At 41.1% G+C, this 23,342-nt stretch carries 17 protein-coding genes; 9 read left to right on the plus strand and 8 right to left on the minus strand.

Annotated features, from left to right (window positions below; translation table 11 throughout):
• The first annotated feature begins 21 nt into the window (after window positions 1-21).
• Entirely contained in the window at window positions 22-4,293 is a 4,272-nt protein-coding gene (locus EGN73_RS19340) for a hypothetical protein (RefSeq protein ID WP_219293417.1), read from the plus strand.
• A gap of 285 nt (window positions 4,294-4,578) precedes the next feature.
• Here EGN73_RS19340 and EGN73_RS19345 read toward each other — a convergent pair whose 3' ends face one another.
• From EGN73_RS19345 to EGN73_RS19360, 4 genes are all read right to left on the minus strand, one after another.
• Window positions 4,579-5,115 carry a hypothetical protein gene (locus EGN73_RS19345; protein ID WP_219293419.1) on the minus strand — a complete coding sequence of 179 codons (537 nt, stop codon included), beginning with the start codon at window positions 5,113-5,115 and terminating at the stop codon, window positions 4,579-4,581.
• An 18-nt stretch (window positions 5,116-5,133) separates the two neighbouring features.
• Complete coding sequence (locus EGN73_RS19350) at window positions 5,134-5,610, minus strand: nucleoside deaminase (protein ID WP_219293421.1); 477 nt, start codon at window positions 5,608-5,610, stop codon at window positions 5,134-5,136.
• A 183-nt stretch (window positions 5,611-5,793) separates the two neighbouring features.
• Entirely contained in the window at window positions 5,794-6,534 is a 741-nt protein-coding gene (locus EGN73_RS19355) for a LytR/AlgR family response regulator transcription factor (RefSeq protein WP_219293423.1), read from the minus strand.
• Window positions 6,531-7,604, minus strand: a complete 1,074-nt coding sequence (locus EGN73_RS19360) for a sensor histidine kinase (protein WP_219293425.1) — start codon at window positions 7,602-7,604, stop codon at window positions 6,531-6,533. Before EGN73_RS19360 ends, EGN73_RS19355 begins: the two co-directional genes overlap by 4 nt.
• A 277-nt stretch (window positions 7,605-7,881) precedes the next feature.
• Here EGN73_RS19360 and EGN73_RS19365 point away from each other — a divergent pair, with 277 nt between their 5' ends.
• Both EGN73_RS19365 and EGN73_RS19370 read left to right on the plus strand, forming a co-directional pair.
• Window positions 7,882-10,401, plus strand: coding sequence for a TonB-dependent receptor (locus EGN73_RS19365; RefSeq protein WP_219293427.1), 2,520 nt, complete (start codon window positions 7,882-7,884; stop codon window positions 10,399-10,401).
• A 732-nt stretch (window positions 10,402-11,133) separates the two neighbouring features.
• Window positions 11,134-11,709 (plus strand): hypothetical protein, encoded by a 576-nt coding sequence (locus tag EGN73_RS19370; protein ID WP_219293429.1) that lies wholly within the window; start codon window positions 11,134-11,136, stop codon window positions 11,707-11,709.
• Between the two features lie 397 nt (window positions 11,710-12,106).
• Here the strand turns inward: EGN73_RS19370 and EGN73_RS19375 are convergent, their stop codons facing one another.
• Window positions 12,107-13,087 (minus strand): pyruvate dehydrogenase complex E1 component subunit beta, encoded by a 981-nt coding sequence (locus tag EGN73_RS19375; protein WP_219293431.1) that lies wholly within the window; start codon window positions 13,085-13,087, stop codon window positions 12,107-12,109.
• A gap of 150 nt (window positions 13,088-13,237) precedes the next feature.
• Between EGN73_RS19375 and EGN73_RS19380 the strand changes: the two genes are divergently transcribed.
• The gene (locus tag EGN73_RS19380; protein ID WP_219293547.1) at window positions 13,238-13,738 is read left to right on the plus strand and encodes a metallophosphoesterase family protein; all 501 of its coding nucleotides are present in this window, start codon (window positions 13,238-13,240) and stop codon (window positions 13,736-13,738) included.
• 72 nt (window positions 13,739-13,810) lie between these two features.
• Here the strand turns inward: EGN73_RS19380 and EGN73_RS19385 are convergent, their stop codons facing one another.
• Window positions 13,811-13,954 (minus strand): hypothetical protein, encoded by a 144-nt coding sequence (locus tag EGN73_RS19385; protein ID WP_219293433.1) that lies wholly within the window; start codon window positions 13,952-13,954, stop codon window positions 13,811-13,813.
• An 89-nt stretch (window positions 13,955-14,043) separates the two neighbouring features.
• Between EGN73_RS19385 and hisS the strand changes: the two genes are divergently transcribed.
• Window positions 14,044-15,420 carry a histidine--tRNA ligase gene (gene hisS, locus EGN73_RS19390; RefSeq protein WP_219293435.1) on the plus strand — a complete coding sequence of 459 codons (1,377 nt, stop codon included), beginning with the start codon at window positions 14,044-14,046 and terminating at the stop codon, window positions 15,418-15,420.
• A 19-nt stretch (window positions 15,421-15,439) separates the two neighbouring features.
• On the opposite strand, the gene EGN73_RS19395 is transcribed toward hisS, so the two are convergent.
• The gene (locus EGN73_RS19395; RefSeq protein ID WP_219293437.1) at window positions 15,440-16,222 is read right to left on the minus strand and encodes a class I SAM-dependent methyltransferase; all 783 of its coding nucleotides are present in this window, start codon (window positions 16,220-16,222) and stop codon (window positions 15,440-15,442) included.
• A gap of 49 nt (window positions 16,223-16,271) precedes the next feature.
• Here EGN73_RS19395 and EGN73_RS19400 point away from each other — a divergent pair, with 49 nt between their 5' ends.
• Window positions 16,272-17,522, plus strand: a complete 1,251-nt coding sequence (locus tag EGN73_RS19400; RefSeq protein ID WP_219293439.1) for a GWxTD domain-containing protein — start codon at window positions 16,272-16,274, stop codon at window positions 17,520-17,522.
• The gene (gene rlmB / locus EGN73_RS19405; protein WP_219293441.1) at window positions 17,495-18,271 is read left to right on the plus strand and encodes a 23S rRNA (guanosine(2251)-2'-O)-methyltransferase RlmB; all 777 of its coding nucleotides are present in this window, start codon (window positions 17,495-17,497) and stop codon (window positions 18,269-18,271) included. The genes EGN73_RS19400 and rlmB overlap by 28 nt, the downstream gene beginning before the upstream one ends.
• A 34-nt stretch (window positions 18,272-18,305) precedes the next feature.
• On the opposite strand, the gene EGN73_RS19410 is transcribed toward rlmB, so the two are convergent.
• A complete protein-coding gene (locus EGN73_RS19410) occupies window positions 18,306-20,813 on the minus strand; it encodes a mechanosensitive ion channel family protein (RefSeq protein ID WP_219293443.1) in 2,508 nt (835 codons plus the stop codon).
• A gap of 210 nt (window positions 20,814-21,023) precedes the next feature.
• Between EGN73_RS19410 and EGN73_RS19415 the strand changes: the two genes are divergently transcribed.
• Together EGN73_RS19415 and EGN73_RS19420 are read left to right on the plus strand one after the other, a co-directional pair.
• On the plus strand, window positions 21,024-21,452 hold the full coding sequence (locus EGN73_RS19415; protein WP_219293445.1) for an Hsp20/alpha crystallin family protein: 429 nt from the start codon (window positions 21,024-21,026) through the stop codon (window positions 21,450-21,452).
• Between the two features lie 158 nt (window positions 21,453-21,610).
• Entirely contained in the window at window positions 21,611-23,107 is a 1,497-nt protein-coding gene (locus tag EGN73_RS19420; protein WP_219293447.1) for a Do family serine endopeptidase, read from the plus strand.
• Window positions 23,108-23,342 lie beyond the last annotated feature (235 nt).

A 23,342-nucleotide genomic window follows, 5' to 3' on the forward strand; every position in this document is an offset into this window, starting at 1 on the left:
CATTTTTAATCATTTTCAATTATGGAAAAATTCAGAGCTTTCACTACGATGGTATTCCCCCAAAGATTTGATGGGAAAAACCTTCATGTCAATATAGTCATCATACCCAGGAACCATAATCCATTTGAAGCCTTTCAGGTAGGACTCAGCCCGCTACAGGAAGTGCCTCCATTTGCCGAGCTACAGCCCGAGTTTTCATTGGCTTTTGTCAGGGGTTTGGATGATTTTCCCCTTAGCAATGCGTCAGCAGCCCAGCGGCAGCCCAGAATGGTCAGCGCAGACATCAAGCCCAGTAACAGAAAGCTGGAAACCATCCAGGCCATTGCGGAGATTTTTGGAGTGGTTAATATTTCTGATACCGGAGATAGGCTTGGGGACGTGCTCCCCTTAAACCTGAGTGTGAAAAAATTCCTTCCCGAGAGTTATCGGAAGAGTTTCAATTTTACCCGGCCTGCACATCCCAACGCAGTGACGGATGACAGTTATGAATGCGCACTCAAAAAAGAAGTAGACGAAATCACCGATTATCAGCCCAAGAAGGAATTGAGTTGGGGAAAAGTATTTGCGTATATCCTCAAACAACCACTTTTAGCAGAGGCATGTGGGATGATTTATGAGTCCAGTATAGAGTTGGAAGCAGATGAGATTACTAATGGAGGATACCTGTATGTGGAGGTCAACAATCAGGCTTGGTCTACAGTACAGGGCCTGTCACTGGAGCATGATGATGGTCCTCTGATCAAAAGGTACGCGGCCAGAATTCCAAAACTGGAGGAAGATAGTCCAAGACCGGTATTTGCTCCCATCCTTTTCCCGGTCTTGTACAGGAAAAGTGGGCAGACGGAATTTGAGGTTGTTCCCCCGGCCCCTTGGGATGCACTGTTCAGAGAAAGTATTGTTTACAATGATGGCTTTGCCAAAATAGTTCATGCTGGGCAGGCCGTGAGTACAGATATTCTTAAGGAAAATCCGGATGGTATCCATCCTCAATACGAGTCAGGAATCAGATTGGCCTGGGATGATGAACAGATTTTGATTTGGTATGTCAGGCAGTTGATAGAAAATGAAGCTGACACTCCCGGGAACGGAAAAAGAGTAGATGCTCCTCTTGGAGTTGCGGGTTACAAAATAGACGTAAGGGAGCAGATAGAGGGGGCGGAATGGGAAAACCTCAATAAGGCTTTTTATAACAAAGGAGTGCTTGCTCTTGCCGATACCTTGGAGGATAAGACCGTAGAATTGTCCCATCAGGTATATCCCTCCAAGAAGCGGACCCTACAGCCCAACCCTTATTGGCTTCCCATGTATTTTGCCAATTGGATAGGAAAAAGTCTCGCAGTAGAAGACAGGGATGCCATTGAGATTTATAAGAATGACAGGGATAACAAAGCAATAATTGATGATGAGGACAATCCTGAGGAAAAAGACAGGAGCACAGAGAAAAACGATGTGTTGGCTTCACCGGAAATCCATACTGAGTTGCGATATGGCAGAACCTACCAATTCAGGATAAGAATGGCTGACCTGAGCGGTGGCGGACCTACTCTGGAAGATGAGCCTTTGCATGCCGGTCCTTCACCTCAGACAACTGTATCTTTCAAAAGGTATGTGGCACCGGATACCCTAAGGATTGAAAAACCAGAGCATGTTACCAAGCTACAGGGCAAATACTTTAATTCAGCTGATCTGGAGGAACAATCCTTCAATGATGGGCAGGTGTTGAGGATACAAAGACCGTTGATGGAGTACCCTGCGGTGGTTTTGACCGGTAAATACCAGCAAAGAGGGCAAGACCCTATACAGATGCTCAAAGACCTTGATTTTAATGCAGACGATCAGCTGGTGTTAGGGATTCCCGATCCTGATGCCAACACAGTTGAGATCAGGGTAGAAGTAAAGACCCTTCAGATGGACAATCAGCTCAGTCAAGAGGGCAATGAAAACTATATCATTTTGTATACTACACATAGGAATTTTTCAGATGACTATGAGGAAGGAATGGAAGTTCCCATCACATTTATTGATGTGCCTGTGCTCAATCTTGGTGAACCTGCAAATCCCTTTTTGAGAGATGATCTCCGAAAAGCAGATCTTGATGGCATGCAGGAAATAGTGCTGCCAAAGGGCAGACACATCAGATTAGGTATCAGGGCAGTAGCAGACAGCGGGGCTGTTGATGATCAGGTTTATTTTGGAATGGTCAATGAAGGAAATCATGAACTGGATAGCAGGTACGGGAAATCCCTACAGTTTATGTTTTACAAAGAAACTGAGGTAGAGGATAATCTATTGATACCTTACAAAAATATTCCAACCCATCAAGCCTTGTTTTTAAGGGCGAATGAAGTGCCCTTGGTAAAGGGCAATCTCAAGGATCTCTTGAAGTTTCATCTGCTCAATAACAGGACTCAGGAAGTTTCTGATATAGTGCAGCGTTTGGCTATGGCCTTGGGTCTGAAAGCAAAAGGAATGACTATATATGCCCCCAAAGGAGAAAGGGTGGTTTTTGGGGTGAGCAGTAGAATCCGTCACTCCCTTTCCCCTGATGGCAGCAGTGTGACTTTTGCCAGCAGGTCAGAGTTACAGGATCATTGGCTGGGATGCTTGAGTTATCAGGTCAATAGGGACTGGACTTGGGATGGGTTGCAAACCACGGCTTTCAGTATTGGGAAATCCACAGCTTTCAGACGGGACATGATAGAGGCAGCTGCGGGCAGTTTTACTCCACAGCAGATTCTGCAAAGAAAACTTAAGGAAGTGCTAGGCTTAAGTATTTCCTATTCATCAGGAGCTCCAGCACCTATTATAGAATCGCATGTAGGCGATATAGAGTTTTTGGAAACGGCTTCTTTTGAATCTTTGCAACCCAACAGGTTTGGCAGAGTAGAAAGAGGATTCACCAGAATCGTATATATTGATGCCATAGAGCCCAAGTCTCCCTTCCGAAGATCTGCTTCCAATAGCAATCCAAGGTTACCTGATGAACTTTGGGTAGATTATTCCATCATGCCACAAGCAAGACCGGGACATGCTCAAATTGATAAAATAGAAGCTGAGGACCTGAAACTCCCCACAGTCTTGAGGCCTTCCCAGATCCCCAAAATAGTTTCAGTGGGTTTGGCTTTTTCACCCTATTTAAGATCTGAGGATTACAGCAGCACTGAAGCAAGGAGAAAGCACCTTTGGGTAGAATTTGAGGAAGCCATTGAAAGTCCGGATGACACTTATTTTTGTAGGGTTTTGGCCAATTCTCCTGATCAATTGTTAAGTTCAAACAACCTGGACCAGTTTGCAGCACCTGAAGAATCTGAACTTCCCATTTCACCTGAATTTACCCGTGTTGTGGTGCCGGGGCAATCTGATGACATGGCAGGATTGGATGCTATGCAACCCATGATTAAGGCAAGTGACAGTGATAGGCATTATATTCTGCCCTTGCCTCCGGGACTTCACTCGGAAAGTCCTGAGATGTTCGGGTTTTTTACCTACGAATTCAGGGTAGGCCATACCCATTGGGCAGAGCAGGAAGACAACCTTTGGTCCACAGCACAAGGTAGGTTTGGGAAACCTATTCGGGTTACAGGGATTCAGCATCCTTGTCCCAATCTCTTATGCAGCGTCACTAGGGATGAAACCTCCCTATATGTCAGTGCACCTTTTGCCAAAGCGGTCTTGAAAGGTAAAAATGTTACCGCCAAACCTCCCAGAACCAGCCTTTGGTCCTTGCTCTACACTCAGGTAATACAGGCAGATGGACGGGATTACAGGAATATCTTACTATCAGAAAAAATGATGAGACATGATTTTGAAAGAGAAAAGGCGCAAAAAGCTGCTGAAATTCAGGAAAAGCTCCAGGCTTTTTCATTCAATCCGGTGAATGTTTCTACTCAGCCAACAAGTTTTGAATTCAAACCCGAAATAATAGATATTGGGGCTTTTCTTTCCTTACACAAAAATCTCCATCCTATGGGGACTTCAGAATATTCAAGTTTGGAAATTGCAGACTTGCTGAAAAGCATGGGTTTGCCTGAAGATAGCCCATTGAGTGTGCTTGTGGTGGAGGTTTTTGGCAACATTACCAATTTTTCCGATCATCTCAGAAACATGAGAAGGGGAACTAGAGGTTTTGCGGGATTTGCAGGAAATCAATGGGCCGGGGAATTTAAATCCGATTCACATCCCCATGAAAATCAGCAGCCTCTATCTTCGGGCCTGGGCCATTTCCGAATCCTAAGGACTTCACCTCTGACCAAGGTTCCTTTTGTATGCTGTCCTACTTGTGAAAATTATTAAGTTAAGAAAATCCCCTGTGTAATAAGTGACCATCTTAGTCAAATAACACAGGGGATAACACGTCTAAAACAAATGATTTGGAATGGAAGCCTTCTTTAGTTATGCCCTTCCTTTTAACATCAGGTTCCAATACAGAAATGGGAGGTCATACTTTTTGAGCAGCCACATGGAATACTGTTCTTTGTTTGTGTCTACAAATTTCTCACAATAAAAAAGCCTCAGGAGCTAAGTTCCGGAGGCTTTTTATATTTTTTCTGAAATCAGGAAACTTTAAAGTCTGTTTTATTAATCCATTGGAGGTTCTTCGATTTCTATTTCTAGGTCGACCATTTCAGGCTCTATTTCCAATAGCTCAGGAGCCTCATCTTCAGAGACAATACCTCTGTCTACCAGCTCGGCCATCATGTCCATTTGTCTTGGCATGTCCAGGTTGTCTCTATGTGCCTGTCTGAATCTCTCTAAAAGCTCATCATCTCCTAAGTCTGCATACCTGGATCTTCTGGCTTCTCTAAGTTTTTCCTTTTTTTCAACGAGTAGGCTTTCTTTCCTTTCCCTATATCTGGCCTCCAGACTTTGTATATAGTCTTCTGAAAGTGCAGATTCGAAAAATGGAGTTTCATCGATCGCAAGTTTTTCGGTAGTCCCATCTGTATGCTTGACAGTGATTACATTGTCTTCTTCCATATAATATTCATCTCCGGTTACTTCGTCGACGATTTTATCTCCTTCGTAAACATACCTTTCTTCTTCGGATTTCCCTCCTGAACAGGCCACTGCCATGGCCATTCCGGCTGTAATAACAAATAAGCTTATCTTTTTCATAATTGTTGGTGTTTGGTTTTAGTATAAAGTTTTATTCTCTTTTGATACCCATTCTTCAAAGACTTTTTTGGCTTCGGCTTGCATCACTTGCATAAAGGGTATCCTCCTTTCCTTACCTTCCATATCAATCTCTTCATAGATGAATTGATCGTCAAAACCTGCTTCTGCCGCATCATTTTTATCATTGGCAAAATACACTTTACTGGGCCTGGCCCAATATATCGCTCCTAAACACATGGGGCAAGGTTCGCAGGATGTGTAAACTTCACATCCGTCCAATTGGAAATGTCCCAGGTTTTTACAGGCATCTCGTATGGCCACCACCTCAGCATGGGCAGTTGGATCATTGGTGGAGATGACCGAATTGGAACCTATTCCCACTACTTGACCATCCTTGACAATCACACAGCCGAAAGGTCCACCTTTACCTTGATTCATACCTGACCTGGAAAGGTCGATGGCCATTTTCATAAATGATTTTTGTCTATCCGTCATCAAGGTTTAATTTAGTCTCAAAGGACAGTTTAAGTGTTTTTAAACAGTAAAAATACGTTTACTGAGAGATAATGTTCAAAATAATGAACTGAAAACTCACCCGAAAGTTTTTAATACAATAGGAAACGGTTGTTTTTTTATTGAAATATTTATAAAAATTCTAAAAATATTTTGTGATACAGTTTATTTCATCCATTTGCTCATAAACTGCAAAAAGTCCTCCTTGTAGTTGTCACTTACTGAAATCTGATATTTCCCGATATTGATGATGTTTCTGGCTACTGAGTCAATATGGTCTAGGTTGATGATGTAGGATCTATGGACTCTCATAAAACAATCTGATGGAAGCATTTCTTCCATGTTTTTCATGCTTATCAGGGATAAAAGTGGGTTTGGTTTGTCTTTGAGGAACACTTTGACGTAGTCTTTATAAGCTTCTATGTGGGTGATTTCTTTGAGGATGACTTTCACCAACTGATATTCTACTTTCAAAAAAATATAATCCAGGGATTTTTCCAGTTGTTTTTCTTCCGTGTTTGCACTTTCCAGCTTTTCGTAATATTGATAGGCTTTAGTAGAGGCTTTAAGAAACTCCTCATAGCTATAAGGCTTAAGCAAATAATCCAAAGCATCTACTTTATATCCTTCAATTGCAAATTGGTTGTAGGCAGTGGTAAAAATGATTCTTGGTTTTTTGTTTTGGTTTTTTCCATCCAAAATCCTAGCGAGCTCCATTCCGGAAAGGTCGGGCATTTGAATGTCAAGAAAAACCAAATCGACTTCATTGGCATTTAGGTAGCCCAAAGCCTGAATGGCATTGTCAAATTTTGCATCCAGCTTGAGGAATGAGGTTTGTTCAATGAATTTGGTAATCAAATCCAAAGCTAGAGGTTCGTCGTCTACAGCGATGCAGTTGATGGTCATGCTAAAGTTAATTTTAAATCAACCTCAAAATAGTTATTTTCTTTGTTCTCTGAGATTTTAAGGTTGTGTTGATGGGGGTAAAGAAGTTCCAGTCTTCTTTTGGTATTGGCAAGCCCGATGCCGCTTGACTGTCCTTCAGGAGTATTTTCTTTTGCTTTGAAAACGTTGTTTTTTGTTATCAGACGCAGTTGGTTGTCAGAATTTTCCAGTCGAATGGAAATAGTGCTTTCCTGCTGTGAACTCACCCCATGTTTGAAACAGTTTTCTATAAAGGGCAAAAACAGCATTGGCGCAATCTCTATATTCTGTACCTTTTCGGGAAGCTGAATGTCCAAATGCACTTTATTGGAAAGCCGCATTTTCATCAACTCGATGAAATCCATCAAAAAATCCACCTCCTTGCTCAAAAGGGTTTGGTTCTTTTCAGTCTCATATAAGACATAGCGCATCATTCTGCTCAGTTTGAGCAGGGCTGTTTTGGCTTGTTCCACGTCCAGGTTGGTAAGGGCATAGATGTTATTAAGTGTATTAAAGAAGAAATGTGGATTGATCTGTGCTTTGAGATAGGAGAGTTCAGAATTGGTTTTGGCTTTTTCCAGTTCAAATCTGATTTTTTCATCCTGTTGCCATTTTTGTACGGTAGCAATGCTCGTACTGACCCCTACCGCCATATAGAAAATAAGCACGTTGTAGAAGTCGTAGGAATAATTTCTAGGTCTTTTCACATATTCAGTTCCTGGTCTAAATACTTGATGCATCAGCTGCTGCATGTTGAAAATTTCATCAAAAAGAATCAAAAGGCCGATATAGGCCAGGCCTCCAAGGAGGTTTAAGATCAAAAACAAACCTACCTTATTTTTGAAAAGCAGTCGCGGAATGAGATAGAAATAATTGAAATAAAATGTAGCAATAAGAATACCGAACATCAAAATCTGCTTGGTCCAAAATTCCATAGGGAACTCCAGTCTACTCGAGAAAGGGATCAATAGGAATAGCAGTGCGCCAAATAGTGCCCAGCCCAATACGTGGGAGATAATCGATATGTTCTTTTTGATGCTCACTTCCTGCATTTATTTAAAATAAGCTAATTTTCAGTAAACTAAAATAAAATTTTGTTTACATACTACTTTTATCTACCAGTTAAGGTAATGTGTCGATAGAATCGCTTGAATGTAGGATAAAATTTTAATGTCAATGTTAGACTCTCCATTCATCCTTTGGAAAGTGGGCTTCATCGATAGAATCAGGCATATGGTCTAATAGATTTTTTTTTGAGTTACCATTTGAAAACCTTTGCTGTCGAAAACTGTCCTAACTGACAAACAACACAATTTTACTACACAGAAAATGAAGACCTATTACCAAAAATTACTTTCACTTTCCTTTTTGATCTTTGCCATGAGCTTTCAGGTTTTTTCGCAGGAAGAGCCTACAGAAAAGCCAGTATACAGGATTAGCGGGAAAATCATGGAGAAGGGCTCTGGAGAACCAGTAGCTTATGCAGCAGTTTCCCTTATAGATGTAGAAACTGAAAAAAGTATTGCAGGTGCAGTAGCCGACTTTGACGGTGAGTTTGTTATCACCAATTTTAAAAACGGCACCTACCAAGTACAGGTATCTTTCATGGGGTTCCAGTCTTTTGCTTCTTCCACAATTACAGTAACGGATACCAATTATGATATTCGACTTGGCAATATCTCTATGGAGACAGATGCTGTGGCGCTACAGGAAGTGACAGTGATGGGACAGCGAGATCTGATAGAAGAAAAGGTGGATAGGACTATTTATAATGCTGAAAATGACAGGACCCTTGTTGGTGGAGATGCAGCAGATGTGATGAGAAGAGTACCTATGCTTTCAGTTGATCTGGATGGCAACGTCTCTATGAGGGGAAGCTCCAATATCCTTGTGTTGATCAATGGCAAGCAATCTGCTATAGTCGCATCCAATGTGTCGGAAGCCTTGAAGCAGATTCCTGCAGAAGAAATCAAATCCATTGAGGTCATTACTTCCCCATCTGCCAAATATGATGCAGAAGGTACAGGTGGTGTGATTAATATCGTAACAAAGAAAAATAACCTTCAGGGTGCTACTTTGAATGTGAACAGCAGTGCAGGCATCAGAGGTTCAAACCTTGGATTGAATGCCAGCTTAAAAAGAGGTAAAATGGGTTGGACTTTAGGTGGATTCGGCAGAGCTGGGTACAATATAATTGGAGCTTTTGAAAACAATCAAATAGTAACAGGTGCAGATGGTACAGTTGCCAATATTTTTCAAGCTGCGGATACCCGTACCAATATGATGTTTGGGAGATATAATTTCGGTTGGGATTACGAAATCAACAAATTTAACTTTCTGACCGCCTCTGTGAGTTTTGGTTTGAGAAATATGAGCAACCGTCAGGATGGACTTTTGACTGAAACATTTATCGAGGAAGAGTTGGTAAGTTCCTTATTGAGAGATGTCAATGTTAGAAACCGATCCAACAATGTGGATGTCAATTTCAACTATACCAAGACTTATGAGAAGCCATTGAAAGAATTCAGCATTTCAGGTTTGTATTCCCAAAATAACCTTACCAATGACTTTATCAATAGTCTCTATACCGGAACATTCGATGAAATTCTCAACAGAGTTAAAAATAATGACCTAGGATTGAACCAGGAATTCACACTTCAATTGGATTACGTAACTCCACTTGGGGATGGTAAAAACCATATTTTGGAATATGGAGCCAAAAATATTCTTCGGAGAGCGGAAAGTGACTTCGCATACTTTATTGCAGATGGTGCGGATGGGGAATTTGAAAAAGTGGACGATATCAACCTTTCTAATGAGTTCAGCTATGATCAAAATGTAACGGCAGCCTACGCTTCTTACACTACTAATTTTCTCGAAAAGTATTCATTTAAAGGAGGCTTGAGGTATGAGTACACCAATATCAATGCAGATTTCAGGAATTCAGAAATCGATGCAGACATACCTTCTTATGGCTTGCTGATTCCAAGTATGAACCTGAGCCGTAAGCTGGAAAAAGGCAACATGATCAAAGCTGCTTACAACAGAAGGGTGCAGCGTCCTTTCCTTAACTTCCTAAACCCAAACATCAATGCGGCCAACCCGCAGCAGATTTCTCAAGGTAATCCCCTGCTGGATCCGGAATTGACAGACAACTACGAAATGTCCTACAGTACTTTTGTAAAAGGTTCCAGTTTGAATTTTACAGCGTACTTCAGAAATACCACAGGTTCCATTCAGCCTGTGCGTACCGTAATGGATGATGATGTGATCTATACTACCTACGAAAATATAGGTTTTGAAAGGGCTTATGGTTTTTCGGTATTCTCCAATGTCAACCTTTCCGGCAAATTCTCTCTCAACGGAAGTATTGATGGGTATTATGCAGACCTGACAAATGGATTGGAAGATCCGATGTTTGCTGCTTCCAATCAGGGATTTGTGATCAGTGGCAGACTATTTGCAAACTATTCGCTACCTAACAACTGGCAGCTGCAGTCATTTGCTTTCGCAAGGGGCAGACAAGTACAGCTTCAGGGATTCGCAGGTGGGTTTGGCATGTATAGCCTGAATATCAATAAGCAGTTTAATGAGAAAAAAGGCAGTATTGGATTTGGAGCGGAAAACTTCCTTGCCAGAGAAATGGTCATCAGAAATGAACTGAATACTCCTATGATCATGCAGCAGGGTAGCAATACCATGAGGAATATGAACTTCAAAATCAATTTCAACTATAGAATCGGTAAGTTAAGTGTTGATGGACCAAGAAGAAGGAAAAGAGGGGTGACCAACGACGATATCAAAGAAGGTGATGGTGGAGCTTCGGGAGCCATGATGAACAATAATTAATAGATTGGTTTTTACAATCAATGACCACTTTGCTCTGCAGGGTGGTCTTTTTTTTGGTGAAGCAGATTTTAGGAAGGATGGGAGATGAAAAAAAGGATGAGGGATGAAGGGAGATACTTCATCATTCATTATTCGATGTTCTTTGTTCGATATTCAAATTTCATAAAATTTCGAAAAATGAATGAATAATAATGAGTCAAGAAGGATTATGATGGTGTATATGGTCAGTGGCCTTTTTTTAAAAGGGTTCTCGGGTTCGCTGGTTTTTTGGTTTTAAATACCCTTTGTCTACTGCGATTTTGAGTACTTGCCATGCTGAAATAGCTTGCCTGAGAGTAGCTAGTCGGCTAGCTTGGCAAAGTGGGCAATAGGATAATGGAGGAGGACTAAGCTAGACTGACTGATTTCTTTGAGTTTTGCTCTGACCCAAATTATGTAGTTTGAAAACTGGGGAGGGTTGGTCCAAGTCTGAAGACTTGAATTAGATGCGAGGCTCTAAAACAAAATTATGTAAGGTCTGATCACGCAGTTTTATCTGATTTCATTTTTACATTAATTATCAAGTTAATATTATATCTTAAAAATAATAAAAAATATAAAATTAGCAAGTCTGTTTAATAAAAGAGGATAAAAACTTTTAAAAATATGAGAAAAATCAAATTTATTTTTTTTTTAACTAAATAATATGGCTATCATTGAAATCATTTATAATTTCACTTTTCCCAAATTTTTATGAGAAAAACAACTTTAATAATTTATTTGGTTTTCTTGCTTCCTTTTATAGGGAAGAGTCAGGGTGTAAAAGAATTTTCAATTGGTGTAAGTGGAATAGCAATCAATAGCCAAAAATTTGGAGGTGGAAGCAACTTTGGCCGTGGAATTCATGGTTCTTACAGGTTTGGCCTTTGGAGTAAATATGAGATTAATTCTGTCACACAGATCGGATTTGATTTTGTTCCGAGATGCAATAATCCGGCAGACTGTCCTACAAGATGGTACCAAAGAAGTGTTCGGATGAATACATTTCTTGAAAAGAAATTATTAGAGAAAAATGGACACATATTGGATTTTGGTCTTGGTGCAGGGTTGTTTTTTGGTAATAGATTATATGCGACTTCAGAATTGATTATAAATGGCAGCTTGGTATCTTCTTCAAATAGTTATCGAAACAACCTTTCGTATTCCGTTGGGAGTCAAATTTCCTATAGCAATATTAAGTTTAGTGAAAGGTTCAGATTAACATATGGCCTCGATCTATTGTGGCGCAGAGCAATAAACACTCTATCGATAAATTATAGAATAAATTAATTTAGGCCTGCTGAAAATCTCAAGCGACCTGTTTAAACAAAGACCAGCCCAGATTTAAGTCTTGGCTGGTTTTTTGGTTTTAAATACCCTTAGTCTACTGCGATTTTGAGTACTTGCCATGCTGAAATAGCTTGCCTGAGAGTAGCTAGTCGGCTAGCTTGGCAAAGTGGGCAATAGGATAATGGAGGAGGACTAAGCTAGACTGACAGGTATCTTTGAGTTTTGCTCTGACCCAAATTATGTAGTTTGAAAACTGGGGAGGGGTGGTCCAAGTCTGAAGACTTGAACCAGGGCTGAAGACTTGAACCAGTCAGCAGAGGTGTAGGAGTGTAGAGAAATAAATAAAAAAGGCCTTTGGAAGCAATTCCAAAGGCCGTATAAATTTAATCTGTTATGGTTACTTTTTGTACATCACGTCTTTTACCGCATCCAGGGTTCTCTTGACATTTGGTATGGTAGCATCAATGTAGGTAGGAGCGTAACTCAATGGAATATCCATGGAATTGACTCTCACTACAGGGGCATCCAAATAATCAAAGGCGTTTCTTTGAAGATGATAAGTGATTTCAGAAGAAATGGCTGCTATCGGATTGGCTTCTTCTACTACCACGCACCTGTTGGTCTTTTTTACAGATTCTACTACTGTAGCATAGTCTATAGGTCTTACCGTTCTCAAATCGATTACTTCAGCCTCTATCCCATCATTGGCAAGCTCTTCAGCAGCTTCTAGCGCTACTTTCATCATTTTGCCAAAGGACACTATGGTTACGTCTTTACCTTTCCTTTTGATATCAGCTACACCGATAGGAAGCAGGTATTCGCTTTCAGGTACTTCACCCTTGTCTGAATACATCAATTCCGACTCCATAAAGATAACCGGATCGTCATCTCTGATTGAAGCCTTTAGCAGACCTTTGGCATCATAAGGATTGGATGGTACCACCACTTTTAGTCCAGGAGTGTTGGCAAACCAGTTTTCAAAATTGGAAGAGTGGGTCGCGCCCAACTGTCCTGCATTACCTGTAGGTCCTCTGAATACAATGGGTACATTGTAAGCTCCGCCTGACATGGCTAGCATTTTTGCGGCCGAATTGATGATCTGATCAATGGCTACCAAGGAGAAATTGAAGGTCATAAACTCGATGATCGGTCTAAGGCCGTTCATTGCTGCTCCCACCCCCAAGCCGGCAAAGCCTAGCTCGGCAATAGGTGTGTCATATACCCTGTCCGGACCAAATTCGTCCAACATTCCCTGGGAGACCTTATATGCTCCATTATATTCTGCCACCTCTTCGCCCATAAGGAACACGTTTTTGTCGCGCCTCATTTCCTCAGACATGGCCTCACGTACTGCTTCTCTAAATTGGATAACTCTCATTATGTAAACAATATTTTGGCTCGTAAAAATAGGAACTAATCCCTCAAATCCAAAACAAGCTTTGGCAATTGACTGCCTTATTTGACAGGTATTTTGAGTGTCGGATATTGCTCCTGATAAAAGGTTTCGAAAATGCCTTATTTTTGGGCCATGATTAAAATTGCTCTGATTTCAGATTCGCATAGTTATATTGATGAAGCCACGCTAAGTCACCTCAGGGAGGTAGATGAAATTTGGCACGCAGGAGACATAGGAGATCATCGGGTGATTGAAGCCTTACCACCCGGAAAGATCCAAAGGGTAATCTTTGGGAATATTGATGATGCGGTAATGCAGGATAGGTTTCCGGAAACCTTGATCTTTAAGGTGGAAGGCATGAAAATACTGATGACCCATATCGGCGGAAAACCACCACGATATGCAAAGGGAATTAAGGCGCTTTTGAAAACAGAAAAACCACAATTGTTTGTGTGCGGACACTCCCATATCTGCAAAGTCGAGTATGACCGGGAATTAAACTGCCTTTATTTGAACCCTGGTGCTATCGGTCAGCATGGGTTCCACATAATGAGAACTATGCTGCTTTTTGAAATTGATGCTGGAAAGATCCAGAACTTGAGGGTTGTTGAATTGGGAAAAAGGGGGAGGTAATATTTTTGTTAATAAACAACAAAGGCGAACAATCTGTCCGCCTCGTTATTTCTTTACCAGAAAAAGTAAATCTTATTTGTCGAAGCTTTTCTTCAACTCTTCAATATCAACATTTTTGATTACCGGCTTGGCACTCAATTGTTTGATTTTCAAAACTCTTGTATTTTGAGCTTGTCTTTTTCTTCTTAGTTTTCTTTTTAATGTAGTAACAGCCATCGTATTATCTGTTTATGTTGTCCCAAATGAGGTGCAAAATTAAAATAAAATTTTGATTTTACTTAACTTTGGGCAAAATAAAACAAATCATGTCCGTGCAAAAACCAAGCTTACCCAAAGGAACCAGGGATTTTGGGCCAGTTCAAATGGCCAAAAGAAATTTTATCCTCGATACCATAAAAGATACTTTCAGACTTTTCGGATTTCAACAACTCGAAACTCCTGCCATGGAAAACCTGAGCACTTTGACCGGGAAATACGGTGACGAGGGGGATCAGCTTCTTTTCAAGATACTTAATAGTGGTGATTTTCTAAAAAATGTAGAATCAGGTGACCTGGAGCATGGTCCTGGGCATGTGTTGCCAAAAGTAGCAGAAAAGGGTTTGCGCTATGATTTGACTGTGCCTTTTGCGCGCTATGTGGTGATGAACAGAAACGAAATCTCTTTTCCGTTCAAAAGATTTCAAATACAACCTGTATGGAGAGCTGACCGACCTCAGAAGGGCAGGTATAGGGAGTTTTATCAATGTGATGCCGATGTGGTCGGGACAGACAGTCTGATCTGTGAACTGGAAATCCTCCTGATGATCAAAAAAGTGTTTGGAGAACTTGGAATAGAGGATTACACCATCAAAATCAACAACCGAAAGATTCTCACAGGAATGGCCGAGGCTATTGGAGAAAACGGAAGGGAAGCTGAACTTTGCGTGGCCATCGATAAATTGGATAAAATAGGCTGGGAAAAAGTTCAGGAAGAACTGGTGCAGAGAAATTTTTCTGCTGCTGCCATTCAAAAACTTAATCCTGTGGTGGACATGTTAGACGGCAATAAAGGGAAATTGTCTTCTCTCAAAGAGTTTCTTTCTGATTCGGCTGTAGGGATGAAAGGAATTCAGGAACTGGAGGAAGTTTTTGCATTGCTTTCCAAATATGGATCGGATGAAGAAAAGGTGGAGTTTGATGCGGTACTTGCCCGAGGTCTGTCTTATTACACAGGTGCCATTTTTGAAGTTAAAGTGAATAATGTGTCCATAGGTTCTGTAAGTGGTGGAGGAAGGTATGATAACCTTACCGGGGTTTTTGGGCTTGATGGCGTATCAGGAGTTGGTTTTTCCTTTGGGGTAGACAGGATTTACGATGTAATGGAAGAGTTGAATCTGTTTCCCAAGCAGGCCAATGAATACACCAAAGTACTGATCACCTATTTTGATCAGCAGGGCTTCGAATATGGGCTACAGGTACTGGGTGAACTGAGATCTGCAAGCATTTCTTCAGAGCTCTATCCGGATCTTTCCAAAATGAAAAAGCAGATCTCTTATGCCGATAAGAAGGATATTCCTTTTGTCATTGTGTTGGGTGATAATGAGATTTCGGAAAATAAGGTATCCCTTAAAAACCTTAAAACCGGCAAACAGGAAATGATGTCTGTAGAAGCTGCAGTGGAATTTCTAAAGGAAAGTTTCTGATCTAAATAAATTGTATGCCTCAGTCGGAAGATTTTTTCAAGACATAAAAAAGGTCTAGCCCTTTATCAGGATGGTCTACCAAGAGGTAGTCTTTTTCGCTGATATCGGTTACTTGTTGGCCCTGTTGCTTGTGGAGCTTATTTCGGTTAATCCTGTTCAGTACTTCATAAGGCCACCTAAGAACGGAAGCTGGAAGCCTGTACTGAAGGTTGAAGACATCAAATCGCATGATGCGGTTGACAGATTTTCTGTTGGCTTCGTGGTAATTCCATACTTTGGAATTGCCCCCGATGCCCATAGTTTCCACTTCATCGAAAATATCTTCGCAAAGCCGACTCAATTGTGGTGCAGTATATTCCCGGATATGCCAAGGGTTTCTGGATAGGGTGTGACGGATATTTGGGGTAGAAATTATGGCCTTGCCTCCCGGCTTAAGTACCCTGTAGATTTCCTGCAAAAAGAGTTTGTCATTTTCTATGTGTTCAATGACCTGAAAACTGACTACAGTATCAAAGCTGTTGTCTTCGATTCCGGCAAAAGGAGGAATAATGGCCTGTTGGAATTTTGCCTCTGGAAATTTTGCGCTTAAAGTTTCTATCACTTCCTGGATCTTATCCAAACCCAAATAGGAGGTGGCTTTTGGTAAAAGTACCTCTACGCCCCTTCCTTCTCCACAGCCAACTTCCAAAAGGTCTCCCTTCACGAATGGTTTGGCAGCAATATACGCTTTGAGCAGACGTTGGTGAATGGGATTGTCACTCACTAACTTATCCGAAGTGATTTCCGTTGTATAGGTAGCCATTTAAAATTTCATTAATTTGAGCAAAAATAAGCTTAATTTTTAAAAGCAGATGATCAGACAACAAATCAGTATAAAATACGCCCTTGTTTCAGGCCTACTTTCTATCTTACTTCTATTTCCAATTGTCTCTCAAGCCCAACAGACCTTGGAGCAGCTCAATCAAGCATTGAGGTACTCCAGGTACTCTAGGATATCTCCAAAGATTCTTCCTGTAAAAGAGTCAGACCGGACTTTTGTGTTGCAGATGCCGGTGGAAAAAATAGAAGAAAACATTGAGTTTGGGGTTTATAATTTTTCGTATGGAATTCTATCCTCCTTTCAGGAGCCCATTACCGCCCAAAATATGATCAATCTCACAGAGGAAGATTTGGTGAGGGAAACTGATTTTCACTTCTATTTTGAAAAAAAAGTGACCATTCCTGAAGAGCAGGAAATGGCCTTTGCACTTTTTAGAGCCACTGATACCAGACAGGGGGATGAATATTACTATCACGCTGACCTAATTAGTCCTTTTGTTTTTGGTTACCCGGATTTTTGGGCCTATTACGGGGACAATATTCCTTTTGACCAGAATTTTATAGTCAAAAATGATGCAGTAGAGTTTAGAGGTAGTACAACAGCCATGCTTCATAAGTTTCATTATCCGGCCTCGTTTGATGTGCCTTTGCCTCCGATGGAGATCAGACCGGCTGCAGTTCCCAGAGAAGTGACTGTCAATTATCAGGGAGATTTCCTGCTCAATACCCCTAAAAAATTTGAGGAAGACGGGTATTTTCTGATCCAATCTGATACCAATTCTACCAAGGGTATGATGTTGAGGACTGTGCATGACGCTTTTCCAAAAGTAAAAGATTACGATGAAATGGTAGAAATGGTCGTCTATATTTCCACAAGAAAAGAACACGAGTCTCTTAATGCTGCTGAAGATGCCAAGATCGCCCTTGACCAATATTGGATAGGCCTGACCAAAGACGAGGATCAGGCCAAAAAGCTTATCAGGGAATATTTTAAGCAGATTGAGTTTGCCAATATTCTATTCACGGATTTCAAAGAAGGCTGGAAAACTGACCGGGGGATGGTGTATACGGTGATGGGTCCTCCCAATGAAGTATCCTTTAAACTCAATGGGGAAATCTGGTCTTATCTCGTAGCCAACTCCAATTCAAAAATTACCTTTACCTTTGCACGCGTCAAAAATATTTTGACACCTAATTATTATATACTCAACCGCTCCAGAAGCCTTCAGCCGGAGTGGTTCAAAAGCATAACATTATGGAGAAACGGACAGATGGCTTTCTGATCAATAAGGGTGAACACGAGAAAGATTTTATTTTCGGTACCAGGGCCGTCATTGAAGCGATCAACGCGCAAAAGGATATTGACAAAATACTGGTAGATAAGGAAGTAAACAATGAACTGGTCAAAGAACTGCTGAAGCTGGCAAAGCAGGAAAGGATACCAGTAGTCAGAGTACCTGATGGTAAGCTCAACAGGATTACCAGAAAAAACCATCAGGGTGTCATCGCCCACATGTCTTCGATCCAATATGCTTCTCTGGACAATGTCATAGAAGAATGTTATTCCAAAGGAGTGGCTCCCATGATACTTGTGCTGGATAGGATTACAGATGTGAGGAATTTTGGTGCTATAGCCAGGACTGCTGACTGTGCCGGTGTGCATGCGGTAGTGATTCCTGAGAAGGGTAGTGCCCAAATCAATTCTGATGCGGTGAAAACATCCGCCGGTGCACTCAATCATCTACCTGTGGTCAGGGTCAAAAACCTCTACTACACTGTAAAGGACCTCAAGAAAATGGGTCTCAATATCGTCAGCGTAAGTGAAAAGACTGAAAGACTGATGTATGAGGCAGATTTTACTTTGCCCACTGCCTTGATCTTGGGTTCTGAAGAGGATGGTATATCACAGGAATTGATGGGGATTTCAGATGAATTTGTCAAAATCCCAATGGCAGGGAATATAGAAAGCCTAAACGTTTCCGTTTCAGCTGCTGTGGTGATATATGAGGGAATAAGACAAAGAAGGGCTTGATTTAAACCCTTCTTTTAGATAGCCCTGACAGATTTTAAGATTTGTCAGGGTTTATTTTTTTGTCCTCATCTTCACTTTCTTCAATATCTGAAGCTTTGGAAATGCTTTCTTTGATCAGGCCGGGGAAGCTTTTGACGTGTAAGTCTCTCTGTGGGAAGGGAATTTCCACATTATTGTCCTTAAATGCTTTCCATATGCTGCGCATGACCTGGTCTCGGAGGATTACCCATATATCGATGTCATTGACCCAGAAAAGGACTCGGAAATTGACTGAGGAGTCTGCGAATGCCTGCATGTAGACCCTAGCTGGAGGGGTTTTGAGTACTTCTTCCCTATCCAACTGCTCCTGGATCAAGCGCGTGACCAGGTCCATATCAGCACTATAACTGACGCCTATGATCAATTCTACCCGCCTCTGTTTATCCGAAAGGGTCCAGTTGGTCAGTTGCTGTGCAAGGAGGTCACCATTTGGGATAATCACCTCTGCGCCGTCCCAGTTTTTGATTTTACTGGCCCTAATCCCAATTTCCCTGACAGTACCCTCTATACTTCCGACCTGTATCACATCCCCTATCTGAATGGGTCTTTCAAAGGCCAGAATTACTCCGGATACCAAGTTGTTGACTATGGTCTGCAGGCCAAAACCAATACCCACGGACAATGCCCCAAGGACAATGGCAATTTTGTCCACCGGTATGCCGGATGCCGCAATAGCGATCAGAAAACCTACGGTCAATACTGCAAGACGGATCAATAGAATAGAAGACCCCAGTCTTTTATTCCTGAAGTTCACATTTTGCTGGTCCTTGATATTGGCAAAATAAGCTACTGTGTTGGCAAGGAAGGTGGAAATGTAAACCACCAATATAAATACAGCAATCTGCGCAAATGTGAAGGTGGCATTAAGAATATTCCTAGGCTTGGAAAGAAATTCTCCTATTCCTTCCAGTAAGGTTTCCAGAATTGTAAGACTTTCAAAAAAGTAATATGCCCAGATGGCAATGGCCAGATAGGAAAAAAGGCTGTTGATTCTTTTTTGGATATCATAAAAATCAATGACCGAAGTGAATTCGTTTTCATTTTTACGGCTGACTTCAATCTGAAGGTAAATGAATTCCTTGATGATGATGATGAAAATAATTAGACTAATAGCATGCAAAAGGCTGAGTGTCGCAGTGATTCCTATCATTTTCGCCAAACTAAATCTCCCTAAAATATTGGCTAGGATAGATATAGAGCAAAATGAAATATATATTTTGGCCAAAATGTGGACATATTCCGGAATGTATTCTTTTTCCATTTTTTGCAATCTGATCAACTTCAGTCCCAATAAAACCCCAGCTAGGTTAAAAAGCAGTAGGTGCCATCTTTCTTGGTAGGCTACTTCCCAATACAGGTTGCTTGCAGAGCTAATTACAAATAATCCATAAAGGAGCAACCATACCCTCATTCCTCTTTTTCCTATCCTCAGTCTTAGTAAAATGCCCGAAATGCTGACTGTCAAAATCAAGATAAATATAAAAAAAGATACAGGTGGATTAGTGAATAAAAGCGGTGCTATAGCTAATACAAACAATAAACTGGTCAAAAAAGGATGTTTGGGAAGGTACCTGATCCGGGCCATAATGATGGTGGCAAACTCCTTTTCACTTCTGATCTTTCTAAGGTTTGAGCTTGCCCATCGGTACATCAGCAAAGCCAATATGATCAAAAAGGCAGTCAGTCCAAGGTGATTATTGATATACCCACCTAATATGATCAGGTTGAAGCGCAGAGAATCCCTGAAAACATCTATCAATCTTTCAGTGTTGAAAAACTCTCTCGGTTCCCAGATGTAATTGGTTTCTTTGGAAAACAAAGCCCTTTCCAATATCCTTTTTTCGCTGTGTAATCTTTCATCTATTTCCTTGATCCGAATGTTGAGATTGGCGACCCTTGATTGGAACCTTGCTACACTCAGTCTTTGGGCATTGAGGGTGCTGTCGGCAAGTTCAAGATTGGTTCTTAATGTTCTTAAAGACTGTTGGTATTCGGGAAGCAGCGTAGTGTCTCTCAGTTGGCCTCTTATGTTATCATCTTGCCGAATTGAATCGAGTTTTTGTTTGACCAATGCCAGTTCTTGGATACGGCTACTGATATTCTTGTCCTCATTATTGATTTTTTCTCCTATTGTTTCCCTCCAATTTAGGAGAGCATTGATGTACCTTAGATTAATTTTGGATTCCGGATTGTCAAGCCTCGACTCTACCGTCTGGATAAATCTATCTGCTTGAGGGATCAAAAGGGCAATATCCGTGGTGTCCAGTTCCTTCCTTAAAATCTGATTGACCCTCCCAATTTTGAAAGAGGCTTCCTGTGTTCTCTGAATACTGGCTTCAAGACTTGTTCTGGGCATGCTTGGGACGGTATCAGCAGGGGTCTTGTCTCCATTGCTTATCAAGAGAGAGTCCACTGATCGACTTACACTTTCCTCTTGTCCAAAAACAGGCAAAAATGAAAGGCATAGAAGGAGAAAACCTGAAAAAACAATTTTGAATGGCATACTGCTTCGATAATTAGCTGCTAAAAGATAGAGTGATTCTTACTCAAAGACAAATGTAGGATAAAACCCTTGTTTTTACTGTCAATATGACCTGTTTATTGGTGATTTAGGTATTTATCACGTCAATATGGCGCAGAATGTCCCCTGGTATATAATTTATGGAAGAGTAAGTGTGATCATTTTAATCAATAACCTAAAACTATTACCACTATGAAACTCGCAAGATACAACAACCTTGATACGCAGTATCCAACCAGCTTCTCCAGCATGCTGGACAGGTTTTTCAATGACAGCATTGGACAAAGCGTGAAACAGTTTACGCCCGCGGTAGACATCTCGGAAGATCAGGAGAAGTATGACATTCAAGTATCTGTTCCCGGAATGAAAAAGTCAGACTTCAACCTTGAGCTTGTTGATGGAAGGCTTATCATTTCAGGGGAAAGAAAAATGGAGGAAAAGAAAGAAGGAAAAAATTTCCACTCTGTTGAAACGCACTACGGTTCTTTCTCAAGGTCTTTTTATTTACCTGAGGACGTGGAAACAGATAAAATTTCTGCTAAGTATGAAGACGGCCTCTTAAAATTGGTTTTGCCTAAGGCAGAAAAGAAAAACAATAAAGCTACCATAGAAGTAAAATAGGTAAGTGGGGAAACCCACTTCCTTTTTTTTTGTTTAGATTGTAAGGTTTGTTAAAAACAGTGAAAAAAGGGGTTAAGGCTTGTTAATTTTAAAGAAATCCAAATCTTTACGCCTGGTTTTTGCGAAAAAGAAAAACAGAGAACTTAAACCACGAGAACATGAATAAAAAGCAATTCTTCTTGGGAATCATCTTAGCTTCACTTATTGGAGGTATCGTTGCCTTGGCCGGTGCCAGCTACCTTTCGAAGCAGAATTCCGCGACCAATTTCACAGATAAGCAAGATGCCAGCTTGGTCAATTGGCTTTCCAATGACAAGTTTACCGTCCCTGATGGAATCAATTTCGTAGCTTCCGCACAAATGGTCACCCCCGCGGTAGTCCATGTCAGAAGCAGTGTCACTGTCTCCCAAAGACAAAGGGGAGCAGATCCCTTCGAGGAGTTTTTCGGATTTAGGTCGCCTGATAGGGGAGGAGCTCCCAGAGAAGGTAGAAGTTCAGGATCAGGTGTGATCATCTCTGAAGATGGATATATCGTGACCAACAACCACGTTGTAGAAAATTCTTCAAGAATTGAAATCTCCTTGGAAGACAATACAAGGTATTCAGCAAGGGTGATCGGGACTGATCCTACCACAGATCTAGCTTTGCTTAAAATCGAAGCCAAAGGTTTGCCATTTGTCAGGTTTGGTGATTCAGATCAGGTAAATGTAGGAGAATGGGTACTCGCTGTGGGTAATCCATTTGATCTGAATTCCACGGTTACTGCCGGTATTATCAGTGCTAAAGCAAGAAATATAGGTATCCTTAGAGATATGGAAAACAACCTTCAGATTGAATCTTTCCTTCAGACTGATGCAGTGGTCAATCCTGGAAATTCAGGAGGTGCATTGGTTAACCTTGCCGGAGAGCTGATAGGGATCAATACAGCTATTGCTTCCCGGACAGGAACCTTCAATGGTTATGCATTTGCTATTCCTACTTCCATTGTTAAAAAAGTAATGGATGATTTGTTGGAATTTGGAGCGGTACAAAGAGGTCTTCTAGGAGTTCAGATACAGGACGTCAGTCCTGAACTTGAGGAAAGACTTGGCGAAACCATTGGTGTCAGCAGAGGTGTGTATGTGATAGATGTCAATGAAGGATCGGGAGGTGAAGCAGCCGGATTGAAAAAAGGAGATGTGATCATCGGTGTAGATGGGGTAGAAACCAATAATGTAGCCAGGCTCCAAGAAATGGTTGCCAGAAAGCGTCCTGGAGACAAAGTAGAAGTCAAATATCTTAGAAAAGGTCAAGAGCAGACAACTTCTGCCACTTTGAAAAATATTTCCGGTGACACTAAAATCATCAGAAAAGAAGCACCAAAAAGGAGCACTTTTGGAGGAGTGACGTTTGAGGAAGTGAAGCCGGATGTCAAATCCAGACTCAAAATCCAAGGAGGTGCTGCTATTGTGAGCATTGACAATGAAGCATGGAAGAAATCAGGTGCCAAAGTAGGGTTTATCATTACTTCGGTGATAGGTGCAGATGGAAGGTATAGAATCAGTGGAGCAGATGACCTTTCCGAGATTTTGAAAAACAATCAAGGAGAAGAGATAGTTATATTAGGTGTGTATCCTAATGGTCAGGAGTATTACTTCGAGGTCAGGATAGATTAGGTAAAGTGTTAAGTTGTTTTGTGTTTGAAATAAGGTCAGTCCGTTGGGCTGGCCTTTTTCGTTTTTTTAGGGGTAACGGTAAGGTTCACGCGGAGTTTGATTTCTCGCAAAGACGCTATGACGCAAAGAATTTAGAAAATAGAATTACCTGATTCTAGGCGATTGAACTGAAATCCTTTAAAGGTCTTAAACCGGCAGTAGTAAGATACGTCATGCTCAATTATTAAATTTGACA

Origin of the sequence: Arthrospiribacter ruber, from assembly GCF_019343195.1 — a bacterium.
Classification (GTDB): Bacteria; Bacteroidota; Bacteroidia; order Cytophagales; family Cyclobacteriaceae; genus Arthrospiribacter; species Arthrospiribacter ruber.

What these genes read in the sequence shown, in the direction of transcription:
- EGN73_RS19410 (WP_219293443.1), bottom strand. Translation starts at nt 20,813, where the DNA reads ATGCCATTCAAAATTGTTTTTTCAGGTTTTCTCCTTCTATGCCTTTCA.
- EGN73_RS19415 (WP_219293445.1), top strand. Translation starts at nt 21,024, where the DNA reads ATGAAACTCGCAAGATACAACAACCTTGATACGCAGTATCCAACCAGC.
- EGN73_RS19375 (WP_219293431.1), bottom strand. Translation starts at nt 13,087, where the DNA reads ATGAGAGTTATCCAATTTAGAGAAGCAGTACGTGAGGCCATGTCTGAG.
- EGN73_RS19340 (WP_219293417.1), top strand. Translation starts at nt 22, where the DNA reads ATGGAAAAATTCAGAGCTTTCACTACGATGGTATTCCCCCAAAGATTT.
- EGN73_RS19365 (WP_219293427.1), top strand. Translation starts at nt 7,882, where the DNA reads ATGAAGACCTATTACCAAAAATTACTTTCACTTTCCTTTTTGATCTTT.
- EGN73_RS19395 (WP_219293437.1), bottom strand. Translation starts at nt 16,222, where the DNA reads ATGGCTACCTATACAACGGAAATCACTTCGGATAAGTTAGTGAGTGAC.
- EGN73_RS19385 (WP_219293433.1), bottom strand. Translation starts at nt 13,954, where the DNA reads ATGGCTGTTACTACATTAAAAAGAAAACTAAGAAGAAAAAGACAAGCT.
- EGN73_RS19400 (WP_219293439.1), top strand. Translation starts at nt 16,272, where the DNA reads ATGATCAGACAACAAATCAGTATAAAATACGCCCTTGTTTCAGGCCTA.
- EGN73_RS19370 (WP_219293429.1), top strand. Translation starts at nt 11,134, where the DNA reads ATGAGAAAAACAACTTTAATAATTTATTTGGTTTTCTTGCTTCCTTTT.
- EGN73_RS19380 (WP_219293547.1), top strand. Translation starts at nt 13,238, where the DNA reads ATGATTAAAATTGCTCTGATTTCAGATTCGCATAGTTATATTGATGAA.
- EGN73_RS19360 (WP_219293425.1), bottom strand. Translation starts at nt 7,604, where the DNA reads ATGCAGGAAGTGAGCATCAAAAAGAACATATCGATTATCTCCCACGTA.
- EGN73_RS19355 (WP_219293423.1), bottom strand. Translation starts at nt 6,534, where the DNA reads ATGACCATCAACTGCATCGCTGTAGACGACGAACCTCTAGCTTTGGAT.
- EGN73_RS19420 (WP_219293447.1), top strand. Translation starts at nt 21,611, where the DNA reads ATGAATAAAAAGCAATTCTTCTTGGGAATCATCTTAGCTTCACTTATT.
- rlmB (WP_219293441.1), top strand. Translation starts at nt 17,495, where the DNA reads ATGGAGAAACGGACAGATGGCTTTCTGATCAATAAGGGTGAACACGAG.
- EGN73_RS19350 (WP_219293421.1), bottom strand. Translation starts at nt 5,610, where the DNA reads ATGACGGATAGACAAAAATCATTTATGAAAATGGCCATCGACCTTTCC.
- EGN73_RS19345 (WP_219293419.1), bottom strand. Translation starts at nt 5,115, where the DNA reads ATGAAAAAGATAAGCTTATTTGTTATTACAGCCGGAATGGCCATGGCA.
- hisS (WP_219293435.1), top strand. Translation starts at nt 14,044, where the DNA reads ATGTCCGTGCAAAAACCAAGCTTACCCAAAGGAACCAGGGATTTTGGG.